Genomic DNA, 20550 nt, shown 5'->3' with positions numbered 1-20550 from the left:
ATGAGGCGCGGAAGATGTCGCCGATGATCTGGGTGCCTGCTTCATCGGCGACAGGTTTCATTGCCCGCTTTTAACCCGGCTCCAGATCCGTGTGCGCAGCCTGTCGTTCTCTAATGGCATCGCCACGCCGCACCGGGCAAGTTTCTTCATGTTCTCCGGCTTGAACACGATGTCCCTTGCTAAGTTTTCACACAATCTGTTCGGGTCCTTTTTTTTGTTCGTGCAATTTCTCCTCAACCCCATCCTCCAGCCCCGCTCGACCCGGGGCGCCTGGCCCTGAATCAATGATCCAGACTGCAAATGAGCGTGACGTCATTCATTGCAATTGACATTAATTATCATTGGCACCTAATATTCATTCCCCTTGTTACAGGTCGGACCATATAGGGATGTAGAAGCGCCGATGAACGACTTTGATGATGCATTGCTTGCGCTCCTCCAGGATGATGAATTACAGCTGCCCGACAGTCTCCAAAGGCAATCCGGCGCTGGGCCGCAAGTCCTTTCCTTCGCTCAGCAGCGCCTTTGGTTCCTGCAACGTCTGGAACCGAATGCCACGGCTTACAACCTGTCCCGCGCTTTTTTGTTTACGGGAGCGTTGAACGTTCCAGCGTTGCGTTTGGCATTCGAGGCGCTGATCAAGCGTCATGGCGTATTGCGGACCCGATTTATCGAAGTCGATGGCGAGCCCCGACAAGAGCTGCTCGACGATGTGGCCTTCATCATGCAAGAGCATGAGATGCCAGGCGTCGATCGTGTCGCGCGGCATGAACATCTGGCGTCGTTGCTGGCGCTTGAGGATCAGTCGGCGTTTGTCCTGTCCCAGGCGCCGCTGCTAGAGGTCAAGCTGATTCGCTACGACGTCTCCAGCCATGCGCTGCTGTTGAAAATGCATCACATCGTGTCCGACGCGTGGTCCAATCCGATTCTCGTGGGCGATCTGGCCTCGGCTTACACCCAGGCTGTCCGAGGTGAAACCCCGACGTTGCCCCCATTGCCCGTGCAATACGTGGACTACGCGATCTGGCAGCGACAACGCCTCGACACTGACGCCGTGCAGGCTGATCTCGAGTACTGGAAAAACTACCTGGGCGCGTCGGTACCGGTGCTGGAATTGCCCACCGATTTTCCGCGTCCCGCCCAGCAAAGCCAGCGTGGCCAGCGGCTGCGGTTCACCCTGGACCCCGTCCAATCCGCTCGGATCCAGGCGTTCTGTCGCGATTGTGCGTCGACTCCTTTTGTCATCCTTCTGGCGGCCTGGCAGTTGCTGTTGGCGCGCTTTAGCGGCCAACAGGCTTTTGCCGTGGGCGTCCCCCACGGCGGGCGCAGCCGCGAAGAGCTGGAGCAGATGCTGGGCTTTTTCGTGAACACGCTGGTTTATCGTGTTCAGTTGGATCCGCAACTGACGGGTCGTGCACTTTGCCAGCGTTTGCGCAGTGAGTCGCTGTCTGCCCTGCAGCACGCCGAACTGCCATTCGAGTTGCTGCTCGATCACCTCGAAATCGAGCGTGACGTCAGTCGCTCACCGGTGTTCCAGGCGATGTTCAACTTGAGCACGGGCTCGGCAGTCAACCTGGCCTTGCCCGGGCTTGAGGTCGAACGTGTGTTGCCGACGCAAGACAGCGCCAAATTCGATCTCACCCTGGACGTAGCGGTTCGCCCCGACGGTGTGTACTGCGAACTGGAATACAACCTGGACCTGTTCTCGCCTGTCACCGCCGAGCGTCTCGCCGGGTGTTATCGCCAGTTGCTGGATGGGCTCATGACTCAACCGGACGTGCCGGTCTGGCAATTGCCGATGCTTGATGACGCCCAGCGCTTGCAACAATTGGAAGCCTGGAACCGGACCGATCGAACGCTGGTACCGAATCAAGGCGTGCCGGACCTGTTCGAGCGTCAGGTCGATGCCGGTCCTGATCGCTGCGCCTTGATCAGCGGGGAGCAACCGTTGAGCTACGCAGCGCTCAACGCCCGCGCCAATCGACTGGCCCATTGGTTGAGAGCGGCCGGTGTGGTAGCGGATCAACGGGTAGGCGTTTGCCTTGACCGTGACGCTGATTTGCTTGTGACGCTGCTTGCCATCCAGAAAAGCGGCGGTGCCTACCTGCCAATCGACCCTGGGCAACCGGCGGCACGCAATGCCGATATCATCGAACAGGCCCGACCGGGCCTGGTGTTGACGCGCGAGGCCCTGCGGGACGTCGTCGGTTCCGCCGCCTGCGTGGTCACCCTGGAAACGCTGGACGCTGCATTGCCAGCACTGCCCGATACCAACCTGGAGCGGGTCACTCATCCGCGTCAATTGGCGTACACCCTTTATACCTCCGGCTCCACAGGGCGCCCCAAAGGCGTCGACATTGAATGCCAGGCGTTTGTGAATTTCCTGCTGGGCATCCAGGAACATGTGCAACTGAGCAGCACTGATCGGCTCCTGGCGGTGACCACCCTGGGCTTCGATATCGCTGGGCTGGAACTGTTTTTGCCGTTGATCCAGGGCGCGACCGTGGTCCTGGCCAGCCGTGAGGCCGCCCTGGACCCACCGGCATTGATCGACTTGCTCGAGCGCCACGCCATCACTGTCATGCAGGCGACACCTGCCACGTGGCAAATGCTGGTCGATCACCCTTCAGCCGCCTGGAAAGGCCTGCGGGTGCTCTGCGGTGGCGAAGCCTTGGGGGCGGAACTGGCTGAACGGCTGTTGGCACGCCAGGTCAAGTTGCTGAATGTCTACGGTCCCACGGAAACCACGGTGTGGTCGGCGGTGCACGGGGTGGAGCGGGTCGACAGTGCCGTCATCCCCATCGGCCAGCCGTTGGCCAACAATCGCCTGTATGTCCTGGACGAGTTTCTTGAGCCCCAGCCGGTCGGCGTTGCCGGTGATCTGTACATCGGTGGCAGCGGTGTCGCCCGAGGTTATGCCGATCGGCCTGAATTGACCGCCGCGTCATTCGTTCCCAACCCATTCGTGCAGCCTCATGCACCGGGCGTCCAGGCGGGCAGTCGCTTGTACAGGACGGGCGATCGTGCGCGTTATCGCGCCGACGGTGGGCTGGAGTTCCTGGGGCGCAGCGATTTCCAGATCAAGCTGCGCGGCTTTCGCATCGAGCCAGGCGAGATCGAGGCAGCGTTGGCCGCGTTGCCAGGCGTGGCCCAGGCGGTCGTGGTGATGCGACGGGGCCCGGGTAATCAGGACGTCCTGGTGGCGTATCTGTGCGGTGAAATCATCGAGGTGGACAGCGCTGCCGTGACCCAGCGACTGCGTGAACGGCTGCCGGCCTACATGATCCCCGGGGCTTTTGTCGTGTTGACGAAACTGCCACTCAATGCCAACGGCAAGATCGATCGCAAGGCGCTGCCGGAGCCGCTGTGGAATGCCGGGGCAGCGGGGGAGGAGCCTGTAGGAGAGTGGCAGACAAGCCTCGCCGAGATCTGGAAAGAAGTGCTCGGCGTCTGGCCCATCACATCCGATGCCGATCTGTTCCGGTTGGGCGCGCAATCGCTGCAACTGGTCAGGATCCAGGCACGGATCAGGCACCAGTTTGGCTGTGAGGTTGCACTGGCGCAGTTGTTCGCTCACCCGGTGCTCAGTGACATGGCCGCGTTGATCGAGCAAGCCTGCGCTACCCCCGAGGTTGATGAACTGACCGCTATCGAAAACCTGTTGCTGGCCTTCGAATAAACCAGTCGCTCCGCCGTACGCGTGTGCAGCCTCCGAGGAATTTGCATGACCCTGTTTTTATCTCTTCTCAAGCGTCACCGAGCGTTGCTGAGCCTGGGCCTGTTGGCCAGCCTGGTCAGCGCCGCTGCCGGCATTGGATTGCTCAATGAGATCAATCGCCTGATCGCCGGCGCTGTCACCATGAACACGCTGCTGGCGGCGAGGTTCGTTGGCTTGCTGGTGCTGCTGTTTGCCTGCGGTTTCGGTTCCCAGGCCTTGTTGACCGCGCTGGGTCACCGCGTGGTGTACGAATTGCGCTTGCAGATGGTCAAGCGCTTGCTGGACACCTCCATCGAACAGCTGGAAAAAATCGGCGAAGCCAGCCTGTATGCGACCTTGAGCAAGGACATCGTCAGCATCGGTCAGGCTTTCAATCGCTTGCCGTTCGTGTTTTACAACACCGTGTTGATGCTGGGTGGTTGCCTGTACATGGCTTGGTTGTCCTGGCAGCTGCTACTGATATGTGTCGTTGGCCTGAGCTTGGGAACCTGGTTGGCCCACGGCTGGTTCAACAAGATGCGCCAACTGATGAAGCGTGTACGGGAAACTGACGACCGCTTGTACGCGGCCTATCAGGGCGCGATCGAGGGACGCTTCGAACTGGCGCTCAATGCCCGGCGCAAGGAGCGTTTCTATTCGCTGGACCTGCAGCCTGCCGCGGAGTATGCGCGGCGCAACGAAGTGCACGCCGATCGTTACTGGACCTTGAGCCTGAACTGGACGGTGGCCCTGATCCTTGCACTGGCGGGTGGCTTGTTCGCTGCCGGTGCCTGGTTGGGCCTGGGCAATGGCGTTATCGCCGCGTTCGTCCTGGTGCTGATGTTCTTGCGCATGCCCCTGAATGACTTGATCGGCAGCCTGCCGACCCTGGTAGCGGGCAATGTCTCGCTGGCCAAGATCGAGACCTTGGCCTTTGCCGATTACCGTACCGAATTCACGGCGCAGACCGGTCAGGCGGATGCCCGCCAGCCCATGCTCGAATTGCAGGGGCTGGGCTACGACTATCCCCATGCCGCCGACGACTATGGTTTCCGCCTGGGGCCGGTGGACCTGAGTGTGGCGAAGGGTGAAATCCTGTTCATCGTCGGCGGCAACGGCAGTGGCAAGTCGACCCTGGCCAAGTTGCTGACCGGGCTGTATGAGCCCGGCGCCGGGACCTTGCGCCTGCAGGGCGTGGAAATCACCCCGCCGTTGCGGGACTGGTACCGCGCGCATTTCTCCACGGTATTTTCCAGCTTCTATCTGTTCGAGCGTCTGGTCGGTCCTAGCGGTGACTTCGACATGGATTTGGCCCAGGCGTGGCTTGAGCGTCTGCGCATGGAGCGCAAGGTCACGATCGACGAACACGGTGGCCTCTCCACCACTCGCCTGTCCCAAGGGCAGCGCAAGCGGTTGGCATTGCTGGTGGCGTTGGTGGAGGAGCGGCCGATCCTTTTGCTCGATGAGTGGGCCGCTGATCAGGACCCCGGTTTCCGTGGTTTTTTCTATCAGCAGCTGCTGCCTGAATTGAAGGCCCAGGGGAAAACCATTATCGCGATCAGTCATGACGATCGTTATTTTTCCATCGCCGATCGAGTCCTCAAATGCGACGGCGGCCAGCTGTATCCGTTCGATCATGCAGGGGCGGATGTCGAACAGCATTCAGCGCAGGGGCATTGGCTCCCTGTCTGAAACGGTTTTCTGCAGGGTTTCTTGGCGAGCAGTAGTTCTGCACTACAACAATCAAAAAAAATGATGGCCCTGCGGGGCCACGCATAGGAGCGAGCGGCATGCAACAACGGGCTAAGGGCCGGTCAACGGTCAAGATGGGGAATCTGCTACTGGTGCCGATGGTGAGCGGGGGGATGTTGCTCACCACGTCGGCATGGGCGCAAGAGGACGACGTCAATCAGGCGCCGACCGAGACACCAAGCACCATGACGCTGCCGGCGCAGTCGATCGTGGGTATGCAGACCGAAGCGCCGACCGTGTCGGTGGGGACCAAGGTGCCGTTGCGTCTTCGCGAAGTGCCGCAGACCATCAACGTGATCGGCCAGGAACGTATCCAGAAGCAGAATCTGTATACCCTTGAAGATGCCCTGGGTAAGGTCGGCGGTGTCACCGTCCAGCGTATCGACGCCAGCCGCTTGAGTTTCTTTTCCCGTGGTTTCGAGATCACCTCGTTGCAGCTGGATGGCACGCCGACCACCATGGATAACCGGATCTTCCTGTCTCCGGACTTGACGATGTATGACCGCGTCGAAGTGCTCAAGGGACCGTCCGGCAGCCTGACGGGTGCTGGCGGCCCCGGCGGCAGTATCAACCTGGTCCGCAAACGCCCGTTGAGCGAGGCGGCGGTATCGGCCGAAATCAGTGCCGGTTCCTGGGACAACTATCGGGGCATGATCGACGTCACCGGTCCGTTGACCGACAGCGGCAACGTGCGTGGACGCCTGGTGCTCAGCGAGCACGATCAAGGTTTCTACTACGACGGTGGCGGTAAGCGCGAATCGAACCAGATCTATGGCGTCGTCGACATTGACCTCACGCCCGATACCGTCTGGACCATCGGTGCGAGCAACCAGAATACCGACATCCGAGGCGCCCAGCGTTCGCTGCCAGCTTATCGCTACACCAATGCGGCCGGCCAGCCAGCCATGTCGCTGCCGGACGCCTCGCGCAAGAATTTCTACGGCGCCGACTGGAACCGCGACTACTTCTGGAGCACTGCGGTCTTCACTGAAGTCGAGCACGATTTGGGTGACGGCTGGACCACCAAGCTGGCCTTGCGTCACGCCGACAACAACTACGACCTGACCCAGGCCTATGCCCGCAACGGTGGCGGGATCGATCCGGCGGACGACCTGGTGTCGATGAACTCGATCATGTTCGATTATCGGGAGAAGCAGGACGAGGCGGACGTCTACGTCGACGGGCCCTTCAACTTCCTTGGCCGTGAGCACAAAGTGCTGGTGGGAGCCAACTATTCGCGCTCGGAGTTTGCGTCGAACGGGGGCTATTTCTCCGATTTCATTGGCGACGTCGACCTCAACGATCCACAGACGGACTTCCCTTATCCGGCCTTCCCAGATTCGGACAAACTGCCGACCAGCGTGGCCAACACCCGCTCCAAAGCGATCTATGGCAACGTGCGCCTGAGTCTCTCGGACCCTTTGACGCTAGTACTCGGCGGACGGGTGACCTGGCTTGATATGCATCGCAGCCAGCATCAACCCACGGCAGGTTCACCTTCGGAAAAAGTCAGCGATGGCGTTTCGCAGAAATTCACGCCGTTCTATGGCCTGATCTACCAGCTCAACGACACCTACTCCTTGTACGGCAACTACGCCGGGGTGTTCCAGCCGCAGCCTGTCAGCAACCTGGACATCAACAATGGCATCATCAAGCCCCTTGAAGGTAAGCAGTACGAAGTGGGCATCAAGGGCGAATACCTCGACGGTGCCTTGAACGCATCGCTGGCGGCGTTCCAGATCGAAGAAGAGAACCGCGCGGTTCCGGATATGAACGACCCGAACTCCCGGGCATCGGTCGCCAGCGGCAAGGCCCGGACACGGGGTTTCGAAGCTGAATTGAGTGGGCAGGTGACTCCGGACTGGTTCCTGAGCGCCAACTTCACCCACACCTACAAGCGCTATGACAGCCCTAACGAGCAGTTGCAGACTTACCTGCCGAAAAATATGTTGCGCGTCTGGACGCTCTACAAGTTGCCTGGCGAGTTGGAAAAGTGGAGCTTGCAGGGCGGCGTCAGTGTCGTCAGCGAAACGTTCAACAAGCTGGACGTGCCTTCGATCGGCATGGATGGCACCAAGCTGCGCCAGGGCGGGTACGCCTTGTACGATGCCGGTATCGGTTACCAGATCACACCGAATCTGTCGGCAGACCTGCTCGGTACCAACCTGACCGACAAGAAGTATTTCCAGCGCATCAACACCTTCCAGGACGGGAACATCTTTGGTGATCCTCGTGCAGTGTCCATGACCTTGCGCGCCAAGTTCTGATCGGGACAGTCACGAACGAGCCCGGCATACTTCGGTATGGCGGGCTTTTGTCGTTATCGGGCAGCTGTAGCGATATGCAGGGAGGGTAGGGTGACGCGTCGAACGGTAAAACGGGATAAAGAGTCGCTGGATCGACAGCGAACGGTGTGGCTGGTGCTGGCGTTGTCGATTAGCTATCTGTTCGTCTGGGCGCTGACGACCCTGGTGGGACTGGGCCTGGTGCAGCTGGGCCAGCAGCGAAGTGAAGCGGTGCTCGCCAGCACGATCGCCGGGTTTGTGATCTACCCGTTGTTGGTGCTCTGGTTATTCTGCGCCCGGCGCGCAAGGCGCCATGGCGTGCTGCTGGCTGGCGTGTCGATACTGGCGCTGGGGACGGTTCAGTATCTGTCGGGAGGCACCTGATGTTCGACAGTGTTCGTCAGTCCATGCTGTGGTTGCACCGGTTCGTCGGCGTCGGTTTTTCCGGACTGTTGCTGATTGCTTTTTTCATGGGCAGCCTGGCGGTGTACGACCGTGAACTGGACAGTTGGATGTTGCCGCAAACCCGTCTGGCGCCTGTCGATGAGCCGATATCCCTGGATCGGCGTGTGGTGCCACATGTCGCAAGCCTGAGCGAAGGCAAACCGCTGATGCAGTGGTACGTCGAAATGCCCGATGCCCGTCGACCCTTGTTGCGCTTTCAAGCCTGGACCCTTGAGGGGAATGGCTACAGTCGATTTCTCGCACCGACGGGGGATCAAGTCTTGCCTGACGCCGGCAGTCGCGGCGGCGATTTTTTCTATCGACTGCATTACACCTTGAATATCACCACCTGGAGCGCCGGTACACGCTTGCTCGGTCTGGCGGCCATGTTGGGCTTGATTGCGTTGATCGTCGGCGTTTGCATCCACGCCCGCCTGTTCCAGGATCTGTTCACGTTTCGCGTCGACAAATCGCCCAGGCGCCTGTTGGATTTGCATAACCTCACGGGGGTTTTCGCCCTGCCGTTTCATTTCGTCATCATGCTGACCGGCGTGCTGATCCTGTTCCCGCTGTACCTGCCCGCCAGTGTGCTAGCGGTCTATCAAGAGCAGGCCGACCAGTTCGGGGCCGAAGCCAACTCGGCGTATCGTCGGGAAGCCTCAGGCAAACCGGGGGTTCTGGCGTCACTCGATCAGATGATGGCGCAAGCCCGGTTGCGCTGGGGTAACGGCGAGCCTACGTTCGTCCGGGTCTGGCATCCGGGGGATGCCAATGCTTACGTTGAGATCAGTCGCTCCGCCGGTGATCGTCTGAGCGAGGATGAGCAGACGCTGTATTTCGACGGTGCCAACGCCAGCCTGTTGTACGAATCCAAGTTGCCTGTCGCCGCCGGGACGTTCAAGTTCCTGGCGGGTCTGCACGTCACGCACTTTCAGCAGCCGTGGTTGCGCGCCTTGTATTTTCTCGCCGGTTTGAGTGGTTGCGTGATGCTGGGCAGCGGTTTGTTGTATTGGCTGGAGAAGCGCCGCCTGCAAAACGCGAATGGGCCGTTGAGCGTTGCGCCGATGACGCTGTTTACCAGCGCATTGATCACTGGGATGCCGCTGGCCACCTTGGCCATGCTCGTCGCCAATCGCTGGCTGCCGGTGGAGTTGGGCGGTAGAGCCGATTGGGAAATCCGGGTGTTTTATGGGGCCTGGCTGCTGGCGACCGCCCATGCCGCGCAGGTTATCTGGCGCTCACCGCAACGGCGCGCGCCATGGGCTACGCAGTGTCTGGCGATCAGCGCGTTGGCCGTGCTGGCGGTGATCTCGAATGCCTGGAGCACCGGCGATCATCCCTGGCAAGCCATCAGGCAAGGCTTCACGGCAGTCGCCGGGGTGGACCTGGCGCTGCTGGCGGTTGCGCTGCTGGCAGCCAGTGTAGGCTGGCGTTTGCTCAATCGCGCTGGCGCAGTGGTTGTGCTCGGAGAGGTGAAGAATGGCTGATGGGATGTCGAGCCTGTTGGTGCTGATGCTTCAGAGTGTAGGGCTCAGCACGCTGGCGCTGAGTCAGCTCGTCCATTGGCGCAAGGTCATGGCGGGCGAACCGTTTCCCGGACCCCGAGCGTTGCGCTGGACCGCGCTACTGGCATTGACCTTGGGGTTGTTGTTGAGCCAGGTTGCCTTGGGTGTCGCCATGGGCATGGTCTTCTGGTTGCTGGCGCTGGTGCCCTGCGGCATGGTCGTGACGCTGCTATTGTGCTGGCGAGGATCGTGGCTACGCGGGTTGGGGCGCTTGTTCAAGGCTTGAGCCCCTGGCCATGCTGGCAGGCCCCGGGGGACACCCCGGGGCCTGTCATTCAGCCGGCCATCGTCTTGGCGTAACGGCTCAGGACATTGGCCAAGTCATCCAGCGTCGGGTTCAGGAAGACCAGGTGCGCGGGGATTTTCGTGCCCCACATTTCCTGTAGCCGGGCGCACAGCAGCACCGCCTTGAGCGAACTGCCGCCGACTTCGAAGAAATTCGCCTGCTCGTCGAGAACGCTGAGTTCAAGCTCTGCCTGCAAGGCATTGAACACTTGCGTTCGCGCGTCCGCCGCAGGCTCGACCGGTGGCCGTTTCATCGGCTTGAGCTGCTCCAACAGCGTTTCGAAGGACGGCGCCGCCTGGCCCAGGACGGTATCGAGCAAGGCGCGGAAATCTTCGCTCAACGCGACGATGCTGTCATGTTCGAACAGATCGGTGCTGTAAGTGAATGTCGCGATCAGCCCGTGCTCGCGCTCGCTGATGTCGAGCATCAGGTCAAACAAGGTACTGCACTTGCCATTGTCCTCCTTGATCGGCTCGATCCTCAAATCGCCAAACTCGGACGAGGTCAGGATGCGCTCGCGATGCAGGTCGAACATGACCTGGATCAACGGCGCACTGTGCTGCTGCGCGCTGGGCAGTGCTTGCAGCAGTTGCTCGAACGGCAGGTCCTGGTTGGCGTGAGCCGTCAGCAGGTTGTCCCGGACCTGTTTGAGTACCGTGTCGAATCCCGGGTTGCCGGCCAGGTCTGTGCGCAAGGCCAGGGTGTTGACGAAGAAACCTACCAAGCCCTCCAGCTCCTGGCGATGACGATTGGCAATCGGGATGCCGATACGTATGGCCCGCTGTGCGCTATGGCCGGCCAGCAGCACGTTGAACACGGCCAGCAACGTCATGAACAGGGTCGCGCCTTGTTCCCGGCTGTAGGCGTGCAGCGCTTGCGTGGTCTCCAGGCCCAGTTCGAAGGTGTGCTCAGCGCCCCGATGGCTGGGCAGCGCCGGCCGCGGCAACATACAAGGCAGTTGCAGCAGCGTGCGGTCGGTGCCCAGGTGTTGCAGCCAGAAATCCAGTTGCGGCTTGAGCGCGTCGTGATTCAGTTCACGGCGTTGCCACTGGGCGAAATCCGCGTACTGCAGGGTTTGCCCGACGAGGGGCGAGGGTTCCCCTTTGCTCAACGCCGTGTAGAGCTGGGTCAACTCACGGATGAACACGCGCATCGACCAGCCATCGAAGACGATGTGGTGCAAGGTCAGCCAAAGCACATGCTCTCGTGGAGAAAGCCGCACCAGGCCCGCACGGATCAAGGGGCCCCGTGCCAGATCGAACGGATGGGCGGCCTGGGCCCTGAGTTCGTTGTGCAGGTGCTGATGCCGATCACCTTCGTCCAGATGGCTGAGGTCGATCAAAGTCAGCGTGAAACCCTGCGCGGCACTGATGCGCTGCACCGGTTGATTGTTTTCCAGCGTGAAGGTCGTGCGCAGGGCCTCATGGCGTTGCAGCAACAGCGCAAAACTGCGCTCCAGCGCCAGCACGTCCAGGTCGCCATGCAGGCGCGCCGATTCAGGCACGTTGTACGTGGTACTTCCTGGGTGCAGGCGATCGAATAACCAGAGCCGTTCCTGGGCGTAGGACATTGCCGTTGAAGGCTGGCGGTGTTGGGGCGTGATGGGCGGTAACGTCGAGGCATCGGCCTTTGGTAGCGCCTGGTCAATGAATTCGCCCAGCGTCGGGTGTTGGAACAGCGCACGTACCGGCACTTCCAGCCCGAGGCTGCTGCGCAGCCGTGACACCAGTCGGGTCGCGGTCAGCGAGTGGCCGCCCAGCTCGAAGAAATTATCATCCAGGCCGACCCGCTCCACCCCCAGCACCTGGGACCACAGCGCTGCCAGCAATTGCTCGCGTTCGTTGCGGGGTGCCCGGTAGCTGACCTGGCGATCACGGGCGGGGGCCGGTAACGCCTTGCGATCCAGCTTGCCGTTTGGGGTCAAGGGGAATGCCGCCAGCATCACATAGGCGTTTGGCAACATGTAGTCAGGTAATTGCGTGCCCAGGTAGTCGCGCAACGCGGTAGCGCCGGGGCATGCCTCGCGCGCCACCAGATAGGCGATGAGTTCGGTATCGCCGACTTCGTTCTGGCGGGCGATCACGACGGCCTCCCGTATGCCTGGATGGCTCAGCAGGCGGGCTTCGATTTCCCCCAGCTCGATCCGGAAACCGCGAATCTTCACTTGGTCGTCGATACGTCCGAGGAACTCGATGTCACCCTGGGGATTGACCCTGCCGATATCGCCGCTGCGGTACCACTGGCTGCCCTGGGGATCGAGCGGGTTGCTCAAGAAGCGCTCGGCGGTCAGGTCCGGTCGTCCGAGATAGCCCTGGGTGATGCCTGCGCCGCTGAGGTAGATTTCACCCGCCACGCCAGCGGCCACCGGACGCCGCTGCTCGTCGAGCACGAACACCTGCATATTCGCGATGGCCTTGCCGATCGGCAACACACCGTGTTCGTCGCCTCGGGCGCGGTAGTAGCTGCACCAGACGGTGCCTTCGGTCGGCCCGTACTCGTTGTACAACTGGGCTTGCGCGCATTGCTCGCGATGGTGTCGGGCGAGGGCAGCCGGGCAGGCTTCGCCGGCGACGATGGCGCAGCGCAGGCTGCCCAGTTGGTCGGCGGCCTGTTCCAGTACCTGGGCGTAGAGCGACGGCAACATCAGGGTATGACTGATGCGTTGGGCCGCGATCAAGCGGCCGAGCGCCAGCGCATCCTGAACCTGGTCGTCCTGGGGCAGGCACAGCCGACCGCCACGGCCCAGGGTCCAGAAGAGACCGGCGACCGAACTGTCGAACGCCAGTCCTGACACGAGCAGGAATGACGTCAACGGCTCTTCATAGGCCAACTGGCGCGCCGAAGTCGAATGCACGGCATTGCGATGGGTCACCATCACCCCTTTGGGGCGCCCGGTGGAGCCTGAGGTGAAAATCAGATAAGCCAGGGTGTCGGCATCGCTGATGGGCTCGGGGCGCAGGTCGAAGGTGCTGTCGCTGCCCGGCTGGTCGAGCCATACCGTTTCGTAGTTGCCCTCGGGCAGGCGCGTTTGCAGACGCGTCAGGCTCAGCAGCAGTGGGGCCGCGGTTTGCTCAAGCATGTCGCTCAGGCGTTCGGCCGGGTACGTTGGGTCCAGCGGCAAGTAGGCGCCGCCCGCTTTGAGAATGCCCAGGATACCGACGAGGGCTTCGCTGCAACGCTCGATGAACAACCCCACCGGCTGTCCGGCCGTCAGCCCCGCCTGGCGCAGTCGGTGCGCCACTTGGTTGGCTTGGCGCTCCAGCGCCCGGTAACTCAGATGAGCATCACCGTGGGTCACGGCGATGGCGTCCGGTTGCAGGTCGACCTGTTGCTCGAACAGCTGGTGCAACAACGCCGGCGTCGCCAGGTGCGTGGCGGTCTGGTTCAAGGTCGCCAGCCAGTCCTGGTGAACGCGACTGATACCGTTGGCCTCGCCCAAGGGTTGCGAGCTGGTATCGCTGGCTTGCACGCACAGGGTCAGGTACTGATCGAGCAGCAGACGTGCGGCGTCGACGTCCAGTGTCGAGGCGTCGAAGTGCAGGCGAAATTCGAAGCCTTGCGCCCGTTCAGTGACCTCCAGCAGCAACGCATGCGCACATTCTTCGCCTTCCAGTGCCTGCACGGTCCAGGCCGACGGCGCCGGTTTGCGCAAGCGGAAGCCGAACGGCGTTGGCGCCGATTGAGCGGGCCACGCTTCTTGCCAGGTATCGGCCTCGGTCAACAAGGCGCGGAGTGCAGCGAGCAGGCCGGCCAAGGACTGGCTGTCGTCGAATGTCAGCAGCAACGGCAAGGACTTGGCATAGGGACCCATGGCGGTCGTCGTGGCACTGTTACGGCCAGGATGTTCCCAGCCGAGCACCACCTGGGGCTGGCCCAGATGACGTCTGAGCAGCACCGCCCAGCACGCGCCGAACAGATGCTGCGCCGGGGTATCGAGGCCGGCGAGGGCACTGTTGAGTCGGTCTTGGCATTCAGCGTCCAGGGTCTGTTGGACCTGGGCCATGTGCCGTTCATTACCGGCCGATGCGCGCTGGAATGGATGCAGCACCGCCATCAGGTCCGGCGCTTGTTGGCGTTGCCAGAAGGCACGACCGGCGTCGCTGTCGCCGCCGCTGGTGTACTCGAACTGCCATTCGGCGAAGTCAGCGAACTGGACGGTGTCGTCCGGCAGCTCATTGCCTTGGTAAAGCGCTTGCCACTCCGACAGCAGGCGCTCCACAGTGGTAGCGTCGACGTTGGCGGCAGGCAATGCGACCAGCAGGGTGGCGGGGAGCCGGGCGACGGCCAGGGCAGGTGGCGTCTCCTGGCTCAGGACCGCGCGCAGTGCCGATTTCAAGTCGTCGATAGAGGCTGGGGCCGTGGTGATGTCTCGCCAGTCAATGTCGATGTGTTCGGCGATCACCTGCACCGGCAGGTCCATGCCGGGAGCGGCTAGTAGGCGGGTGCGCAGGATTTCGTGGCGCTCCAGCACGTGCTCCAGGGCCGAACGCAAGCGTGCGCTGTCGATACCGTCAGGCAAGGCCAGGGTCAGGAACAGCGGGGCGCTGCGATCAGTGGCGCGCGACCAATACAGGTTTTGTTGCAGAGCGGGGCGAAAACCCTCTAAGGCGTTACTGGACATAGGATGAGGCCTTGAAAATAGGGGCAAGTCAGGGACGTTGGACGGTCGAGCGGTTCAGGGCTTGAGCGCAACGTCTGTACTGTTCAGTGCTTCTGCCATGGACACCAGGATGCGCCTGGGACCGCTGTATTCGTTGCGTGCGTGCACCGATAGCATGTTGTCGAGCAGCAACACGTCGCCGTGCTGCCAACTGAACTCGATCATGTTTTGCAGGTACACGGCGCGCAGGTGCTCTAGCACCTCGGGCTCGATCGGGCTGCCGTCGCCATAAAAGGTGTTCTGCGGCAGGTCGTCGTCGGCGAAATCGGCCTGCAGGGCATCGCCCACGCTGGCCGGCAAGGTGCTGACGTGGAAGAATGTCGCGTGGTTGAACCAGAGGATCTCGTCGGTGCGCGGGTGCCGGACCAGCGCTGGGCCGACCTGGCGGGTGCGCAGGCGATTGTTCTCTTTCCACTCCGTCTGTATGCCGACACTGGCGCAGTAGGCGTCGACCTGCGCCCGGTCCTCGGTCTGGAACACGGTTTGCCAAGGCAGGCCGAAGCCGTCTCCGTAGTTGCGCACGTACATGATGCCCAGACGGGCGAAGCGTTCGCGGACCTGTGGGTCGATGCCGCGGGTGATGGCGCGGGTATCGCCGATCGGCGTTTCACCCCGCGATTGCGGGGCGACGTCGCACCACAGGAAAATCTTCAGCGGGAAAACCGGCGAGTAGGAGTGTTCGTTGTGAGGGAAAATGCGTTGGTCCTGTGGGTAATCGGTGGACGTGTAGATGTTCAGGCGCGGATCGACCTGCGTCCTCGGCGAGGCCCTGAACTTGTACTCCAGCGCTCCCCCTGACAATGAGCTGATGCATTGGTCGAAAGCCGTGGCAGTGTCGACCTGGAAATGACGAAACAGCAAAGCACCGTGTTCCAGCAGTTTGCGTTCGATCAGTTCCCGTTGCCGCTGCGCCCAGGCGATCAGGCTGACGCCGGGGCTGGCGGGCTCACACAGCAGCGTGTAGTTCTGGCCGTCATTGAGCGGCTTGAACGTCACTAGGTTTTCTTCATCCAGGCGAATCGGCTTGCGGCGCATGCCGCCCAGGGTAGGTGTCGCGGGACCATTCATGTCTTATCCCTCCATAGAGTCAGTAGTGAATCGAGTACGCCGACGTGTGCTGCCCAACCGCGCCAGGCTCTGCTCGTTGCGTGCGTTCAGGTGCTTCATGCGTTGTTCATGGGTTTGCCGTTTCAAGTCCTGGGCGAGCTCGTCGATGAGTCGCTCGGGGTAAGTGGCGACCTGTTCCAGCAGTGTGCTGAAGGCGTTGGCGAACGCCTCGGCCGTTGTCGCGTCGAACAGGTCGGTGCTGTATTTGAGGGTGCAGGCCAGGGTGCCCCGGTCCTCCTCCACGGTGAGGTGCAGGTCCAGCTGTGACTGGCCGTGCTCGATGCGCTCGGGCAGCACGTCCAGCCCCGGCATCTGCAGCACGCTGGCCGGTTGGTTCTGCAACACCAGCTTGACCTGGAACAGCGGGTTATAGGCGAGACTGCGCGGCGGGTTGAGCGCTTCAACCAATTTGTTGAACGGCAGCTCCTGATGTTTGAAAGCGTCCAGTACCTGCGGGCGCAGACGCTGGATCAACTGGCTGAACGTCGGGTTGCCGGTCAGGTCGCCGCGAAGGGCCAATTGGTTGATGAAAAAACCGACAAGCCCTTCGGTTTCTGCGCGATTGCGGTTGGCCACGTCGGTGCCGATCACCGGTTGCTGTCGACCGCTTTGGGCATACAGGCACACCTGCAAGGCGCCCAGCAATCCCATGAACAGGGTGGCCCCGTTGCTCAGGCAAAGCCGTTTAAGGGCGTCTGCGGTGTGTTCGCCAATCTGGAACGACCAGCGCGCACCTTGTCCGCTCAGGGCCGCCGGGCGCGGTCTGTCGCTGAGCAGGTCCAGCGGCGGCTGGGGTTCGCCAAGCGCCTGCTTCCAATAGCCCAGCTGACGCTCGAGCATCGGCTCGTCCAGGTATCGCTGCTGCCAGGCAGCGTAGTCAGAGTACTGGATGGGCAATGGCGCCAGCGTCGGGTTTTCACCGCTCAGGGCGGCGCGATAAAGGTGAGTCAATTCGCTGACCAACAGGCCCATCGACCAGCCATCTGAAACGATGTGGTGCAGCACCAGCAACAACAGGTGTTCATCGTCCCGCAGTTTGATCAGGTGCAAGCGCAGCAACGGCGCCTGGCGCAGATCGATAGGGCGTATCGCCAGCTCAATCAACAACCGCCGGGCCGTGTCTTCGCAGACGTCGGCGGGCAGGGCGCTGAGGTCATGCAGGGGCATCGGCAGATCGACCTGCGGCTGCACCTGAACGAAGAGTTCCGCGTCCTGTTCGTGGAAGCTGCTACGCAATGCTTCATGGCGCTGCACCAATCCCTTGAACGCCAGGTGCAACGCGTCGATGTCCAGGTGGCCGCGCAAGCGCGCTGCGCTGGGAATGTGGTACGCCGCGCTTTCCGGTTGCATGGCCTGTACCAGCCACATCCCTTGCTGGGCGTGGGACAGCAGCCTGCGGCCATGGGACGGGACAGGCGCGGGCTCTATGGGGCGTTCGCTGCTGGCCTCTGCCTTGGACAGCTCAGAGGCCAGTTGCGCGATGGTCGGCGCTTCGAACAGTACCCGCAGGGGCAGTTCGATGTTCAGCGCCAGGCGAATGCGGGTGACCAGTTGAGCCGCCAGCAACGAGTGCCCGCCCAGGGCGAAAAAGTTGTCGTGCAGGTCGATGGATTCCACCCCGAGCACGTCTTGCCAGAGCGCCAGCAACTGCTGCTCCTGCGGGGTCTGCGGCGCACGCACCTGAGTAGCCTGCAGCGAATAATCGGGGGCCGGCAGTGCTGCCCTGTTGAGTTTTCCGCCGGGCGTCAGCGGTATCTGCTCCAGGGTGACGAAGGCGGACGGCACCATGTAGGCAGGCAAATGCTTGGCGATGTGTTCGCGCAGGGCCGTGATCGCCAAAGGTTGCGCCTGGTAAACCACATAGGCCACCAGGCGACGGTCGCCGGGCCGGTCCTCACGCACGATCACCACGGCCTGGCGAACCTGCGGATGGTTCTGCAAGCGTGATTCGATCTCGCCCAATTCGATCCGGAAGCCTCGCAGCTTGACCTGCTGGTCGATGCGCCCGAGGTATTCGTAGGTGCCGTTGGGCAGGCGCCGGACCCGATCACCGGTGCGGTACAGACGGCTGCCTGGCGGGCCGAACGGGTCGGGGCAGAAACGTTCGGCGGTCAGGCCTGGAACGTCGTGATAGCCGCGAGACAACAACGAGCCGCCAATACACAGCTCCCCGGGCACACCAACAGGCGCCAGGTTGTCGTCGCGGTCTAGCAGGTAATAGGCGCGGCCGCGCAAGGGTTCGCCGATGGGCATTTGCAGCGGCAGCTGTTCATCGTCCAGCAGCAGGGTGCAATCCTGGATACTCGATACCACGGTGATTTCCGTGGGACCGTAGATATTCAGCAGCCGGACATGACTCAGTCCGGCCTTGCGCCAGGCATTGAGTCCTTCGGGCGGCATGGCTTCGCCACCGACGCTGACCAGGCGCAAGGCACCGTAGGCGTCGGCCGGGACCAGGGCGAAATCCTGGGCGAGCTGGTACCAATAGGCGGTGGTCAGGCAGGCCGCGACGGTAATGCCATGGCGATACAACCGGGTCAGAAATTCGCGAGTGTCCCAAAGCTCGGGGCCGCGTACGACCAGGCTGGCGCCGCACATCAGCGGAGGAAACAGCTGATCGACGAAGCCATCGAAGTTGAACGTGGAGAACTGCAACACCCGGTCCTCGGCACTGACGCCGTAATAGGCGCGCGCGACTTCGGTATATCCGGCGAGCGAGCGGTGAGTGACCGCCACGCCCTTGGGTTTGCCCGTGGAGCCGGAGGTGTAGATGACATACGCCAGTTGTTCTCGGTGCACGGCCCGCTCCGCCACGGCGGGTTGAAGCCCGGGCATTGGCGCGAGTGCACAGACGTCGAGGATCGGCCGTTGATAAGACTCGACTATTGGCGCTGTGGATGCGTCGACCAGTACCAGGCGAATGTCGGCATCGTCGATCATGTGCGCCAGGCGTTCCGCTGGAAATTGGGGATCCAGCGGCACGAAGGCAAGCCCTGCCTTCAACACGCCGAACACGGCCGCGACGATGTCCAGGCCCCGAGGCAGGCATAGTCCGATGCGCGCTTCCGCCGGCAGGTCGAGCGCCAGCAGATGCTGGGCCACACCGTCGACCCGGCGTTGCAGTTCGGCGTAGCTCCAGGCCAGGTCATCGTGGATCAGCGCCAGGCTGTCCGGGGTTTTCGCCGCTTGCGCCGCCAGTCGCAGGTGCACCAGCTCGGGCAGCGGCGAAAGGGCCAATGAAGCCTGGCACTGCGCCAACAGATGCTGCTCGGCTTTGGCATCACGTATCGGCAGATGAGCGATGAGGCTATCGGGAGCCGTTGCCAGGCCCTGCAACAGGCTGGCGTAGGCCTGTCCATGGTTGACGATGCTGTCTTGTTCGAACAGATCGGCGTTGTAGGTGAAGCACACCTCGAGCCGGTCGCTGCGCTCCGACACGTTGAGCACCAGGTCCAATGGCGCGGTCATCTGCTCGCGCTCGATCTCCTCGATTTCCAGCCCTGGCAACTGCAGGCGACGCGGCGCGTGATCATCGAGCAGATTGAACATCACCTGGAACAAGGGCGAGTGGGACAGATGGCGTTCGGGCTCGAGGGCCTGGACCAGCCGCTCGAACGGCAGTTGTTGATGTTCCAGGGCATTGCGCCGCGCGTTGTTGACGTCTTCCAGCACCTCATTGAAGGTGCGCCGGCCGTTGAGCTCGCAGCGCATCACCAACGTGTTGATGAAGCAGCCGATCAGACCTTCGGTTTCCATGCGCGTACGGTTGGCCACAGGCACGCCGACACGCAAGTCGGTCTGGCCGCTGAGGCGATACAGCAGCACGTTGAAGGCGCTCAAAAGTACCGTGAACAATGTCGTCCCGCGCGCCTTGGCAAGCGCTCGCAAGCTGTCAGTCAACGCCGGGTCGACGGTGAGGTAATGGCGGGCACCTCGACCGCTTGAGTGCTTCTGGCGGGGACGATCGACCGGCAGTTCCAGCACCGGTTGCTCCCCCGCCAGGTGTTCTCGCCAATAGGTCAGTTCCGGTGCCAGGGCGCTGTCGCTCATGCACGTCTGTTGCCACGCCGCATAGTCGCCATATTGGACCGGCAAGGCCGGCAGTTGCGCCTCGACGCCTTGCAGCGCGGCGCTGTAGAACGCAGTCAGTTCCCTTACCAGGATCCCCAGGGACCAGCCGTCCGCGACGATGTGTTGGGCGGTCAGGATCAGCACGTGCTCATCGTCGCTGAGCTTGACCAGCAGGCAGCGCAGGGGGGCCTGTTGCAAGTCGAAAGGACGATTGGTTTCGCTGTCGATCAGCTGTTGCAGGCGTGACTGGCGCACGCTGGCCTGCTCAGCGCAAAGATCGATCCGCGCCAGCGTCAGTGGCAGTTGCTCGTGGATGATCTGATGAGCCTTGCCCTCGGCTTCGTGGAAGGTGCTGCGCAGAATTGAATGCCGCACCACCAGTTGATCGAAGCTCTGCTGCAAGGCATCGAGGTTGAGCAAGCCACGCAAACGTAATGCGGCGGGCATGTTATAGGCGCTGCTGTCGGGTTCGAGGCGGTGGAGAAACCACAGGCGCTGCTGGGCCCAGGACAGCGGACGGGGTCCCTCGTCCGGTGACGGCACGATCGGCAAGCGGCTGAGCGCGATGCCTTGCGCTGCCAATGCGGCGGCAAAGGCTTCGCGTTTTTGCGGCGTGAGCCTGGCGATACGCTCGGCCAGTTGGTTCGGATTGATTTCCATAGCGTGATTGCGTCCTGGGGGCG

9 protein-coding genes are annotated in these 20550 nt (G+C 62.1%); 6 read left to right on the top strand and 3 right to left on the bottom strand.

The window, feature by feature from the left end:
* Positions 1-403 precede the first annotated feature (403 nt).
* From PFLQ2_RS11725 to PFLQ2_RS11750, 6 genes are all read left to right on the top strand, one after another.
* Positions 404-3679, top strand: a complete 3276-nt coding sequence (locus PFLQ2_RS11725) for a non-ribosomal peptide synthetase (protein WP_003182668.1) — start codon at positions 404-406, stop codon at positions 3677-3679.
* Positions 3680-3724: 45 nt separating this feature from the next.
* Positions 3725-5389, top strand: a complete 1665-nt coding sequence (locus PFLQ2_RS11730) for a cyclic peptide export ABC transporter (protein ID WP_003182666.1) — start codon at positions 3725-3727, stop codon at positions 5387-5389.
* 98 nt (positions 5390-5487) lie between these two features.
* Positions 5488-7716: a TonB-dependent siderophore receptor gene (locus tag PFLQ2_RS11735; protein ID WP_003182664.1), complete on the top strand. Its 2229-nt coding sequence runs from the start codon at positions 5488-5490 to the stop codon at positions 7714-7716.
* Positions 7717-7806: 90 nt separating this feature from the next.
* A complete protein-coding gene (locus PFLQ2_RS11740) occupies positions 7807-8118 on the top strand; it encodes a hypothetical protein (RefSeq protein WP_003182662.1) in 312 nt (103 codons plus the stop codon).
* Positions 8118-9665 (top strand): PepSY-associated TM helix domain-containing protein, encoded by a 1548-nt coding sequence (locus tag PFLQ2_RS11745; protein WP_003182660.1) that lies wholly within the window; start codon positions 8118-8120, stop codon positions 9663-9665. Before PFLQ2_RS11740 ends, PFLQ2_RS11745 begins: the two co-directional genes overlap by 1 nt.
* Positions 9658-9969, top strand: coding sequence for a DUF3325 family protein (locus PFLQ2_RS11750; protein ID WP_003182657.1), 312 nt, complete (start codon positions 9658-9660; stop codon positions 9967-9969). The genes PFLQ2_RS11745 and PFLQ2_RS11750 overlap by 8 nt, the downstream gene beginning before the upstream one ends.
* A 49-nt stretch (positions 9970-10018) precedes the next feature.
* Here PFLQ2_RS11750 and PFLQ2_RS11755 read toward each other — a convergent pair whose 3' ends face one another.
* The 3 genes from PFLQ2_RS11755 to PFLQ2_RS11765 are packed head-to-tail and all read right to left on the bottom strand — an operon-like array spanning position 10019 to position 20527.
* Positions 10019-14650 (bottom strand): non-ribosomal peptide synthetase, encoded by a 4632-nt coding sequence (locus PFLQ2_RS11755; protein ID WP_003182656.1) that lies wholly within the window; start codon positions 14648-14650, stop codon positions 10019-10021.
* Between the two features lie 54 nt (positions 14651-14704).
* Entirely contained in the window at positions 14705-15757 is a 1053-nt protein-coding gene (locus tag PFLQ2_RS11760) for a TauD/TfdA family dioxygenase (RefSeq protein WP_003182654.1), read from the bottom strand.
* Between the two features lie 3 nt (positions 15758-15760).
* A complete protein-coding gene (locus PFLQ2_RS11765; RefSeq protein ID WP_003182652.1) occupies positions 15761-20527 on the bottom strand; it encodes a non-ribosomal peptide synthetase in 4767 nt (1588 codons plus the stop codon).
* Positions 20528-20550 lie beyond the last annotated feature (23 nt).

This window comes from Pseudomonas fluorescens Q2-87 (assembly GCF_000281895.1).
Taxonomy (GTDB): Bacteria; Pseudomonadota; Gammaproteobacteria; order Pseudomonadales; family Pseudomonadaceae; genus Aquipseudomonas; species Aquipseudomonas fluorescens_S.
The sequence above is the reverse complement of the archived record's forward strand: the minus strand, read 5'-3'. Positions and strand labels throughout refer to the sequence as shown.

Excerpts from the sequence above, each read along its gene's own strand:
- PFLQ2_RS11725 (WP_003182668.1), top strand. The coding sequence starts at position 404 with ATGAACGACTTTGATGATGCATTGCTTGCGCTCCTCCAGGATGATGAA.
- PFLQ2_RS11730 (WP_003182666.1), top strand. The coding sequence starts at position 3,725 with ATGACCCTGTTTTTATCTCTTCTCAAGCGTCACCGAGCGTTGCTGAGC.
- PFLQ2_RS11735 (WP_003182664.1), top strand. The coding sequence starts at position 5,488 with ATGCAACAACGGGCTAAGGGCCGGTCAACGGTCAAGATGGGGAATCTG.
- PFLQ2_RS11745 (WP_003182660.1), top strand. The coding sequence starts at position 8,118 with ATGTTCGACAGTGTTCGTCAGTCCATGCTGTGGTTGCACCGGTTCGTC.
- PFLQ2_RS11750 (WP_003182657.1), top strand. The coding sequence starts at position 9,658 with ATGGCTGATGGGATGTCGAGCCTGTTGGTGCTGATGCTTCAGAGTGTA.
- PFLQ2_RS11755 (WP_003182656.1), bottom strand. The coding sequence starts at position 14,650 with ATGTCCAGTAACGCCTTAGAGGGTTTTCGCCCCGCTCTGCAACAAAAC.
- PFLQ2_RS11760 (WP_003182654.1), bottom strand. The coding sequence starts at position 15,757 with ATGAATGGTCCCGCGACACCTACCCTGGGCGGCATGCGCCGCAAGCCG.
- PFLQ2_RS11765 (WP_003182652.1), bottom strand. The coding sequence starts at position 20,527 with ATGGAAATCAATCCGAACCAACTGGCCGAGCGTATCGCCAGGCTCACG.